The organism is Methylophaga sp. UBA5088, from assembly GCF_002414625.1.
Classification (GTDB): domain Bacteria; phylum Pseudomonadota; class Gammaproteobacteria; order Nitrosococcales; family Methylophagaceae; genus Methylophaga; species Methylophaga marina.
Map to the genome: position 1 here is coordinate 1,644 of NZ_DIAC01000129.1, position 1,629 is coordinate 3,272.

The 1,629-nt window shown below is 44.8% G+C and carries 1 protein-coding gene; it reads left to right on the forward strand.

Annotated features, from left to right (window positions below; genetic code table 11):
- Positions 1-48: 48 nt before the first annotated feature.
- On the forward strand, positions 49-1,629 hold a 1,581-nt coding region (locus B4K20_RS15805; protein ID WP_289283653.1), incomplete at its 3' end, for a chemotaxis protein CheA.

The following is a 1,629-nucleotide window of genomic DNA, read 5'->3' on the forward strand; positions in this document are numbered from 1 at the left end:
ATCCAGATCAGCTTTTAGCAACGGTGAAAAAAGTCCTGGGGTAGACAGATGAGCATCGATGTTACCCAATTTCATGGCGTATTCTTCGAAGAAAGCTTCGAAGGCATCGATATTATGGAAACAGGCCTGCTGAGCATGTCTCAAGGGGAGATCGATGATGATACGGTTAATGGCATTTTTCGTGCTGCACACTCAATTAAAGGTGGGGCTGGCACGTTCGGCTTTAGCCATATTTCTGAGTTCACGCATGGTCTAGAAACCCTTTTAGACCAAATTCGCAACGGTGAGCGTGAAGCAACTCATGAGGTCATTGAAACATTACTCTCCGCTGTCGATACCTTACGTGAAATGTTGACAGCTGTTCAAAACAGCTCAGATGTTGATGAGGAAAAAGTAACTCAAGTTTCTCACGCGCTTGAGAAGATATTAGATGCTGCTGTGGCTGAAACTGGGATGAATGTTGAGGATACCTCCTTACCAGAGAGCCATGAGTCTGATACTACTGAAACGAATACTCAGCAACAGTCTTGGTTGATTCACTTCAAACCACTACCTCACCTGCTTCAAACGGGTAATGAACCCATACGTATGTTCCGTGAGCTAGCTGAACTTGGTGAATTAGCTGTAACTGTGAATGATGAGGAGTTGCCCCCTTTTACAGACCTTGACCCTGAAATATGTTATTTCAGTTGGGAACTGACGCTTACTGGCGAAATGGATGAAGCTCAGATAAATGAAGTCTTCGAATGGGTGGATGGTGATTGTGAGCTAACAATTGAGCGACTTCAAGAAAATGAAGCTTCAGACTCACCTGAACTGTTACAGGAGCAACAGCGCCATGATAAACCTGAGGTTGTTGAAGCTGTATCTCAACCCATGGCGACTGACCACGCCTCTATAGCCGTTGATGCTCCATCAAAAACACCAATCAAAAGTGACGTCGCACCTAAAAAGAAAACAGTCAGCAGTGATGCCTCTACCGCTTCTATACGCGTGGGTACAGATAAAGTCGACTCACTCGTCAACTTAGTCGGTGAGTTGGTTATTACTCAGTCGATGTTAGGTCAGATCGGTGATAATTTTGATGTCAGTATGCTGCCACAACTAATTGATGGTTTAGAGCAGTTAGAGCGTAATACCCGAGAGTTGCAAGAAAGCATCATGCGTATTCGTATGTTGCCCATCAGTTTTGTGTTTAATCGCTTCCCTCGCCTTGTCCATGATATGACCAGCAAACTTGGAAAGCAGGTGGAACTGGTGCTGACCGGCGAGCAAACCGAACTTGATAAAACAGTGATGGAAAAAATTGGTGATCCACTTGTTCATCTTGTTCGCAACTCCCTGGATCATGGCCTGGAAACACCCGAAAAACGCCTGGCGGCTAACAAATCTGAAACCGGTGTTCTAAAACTCAACGCCTATCATCAGGGTGGCAATATTGTGATTGAGATTAGTGATGACGGTGCAGGGTTAAACGAAGAGAAGATTTTACAGAAGGCAATCGAAAAAGGTTTGGTCGAGCCGAATGAATCACTTTCACCTGAGAAAATACATGAACTTATATTCTTACCGGGCTTTTCTACTGCCGATCAAGTAAGTGATCTCTCTGGCCGTGGTGTCGGCATGGAT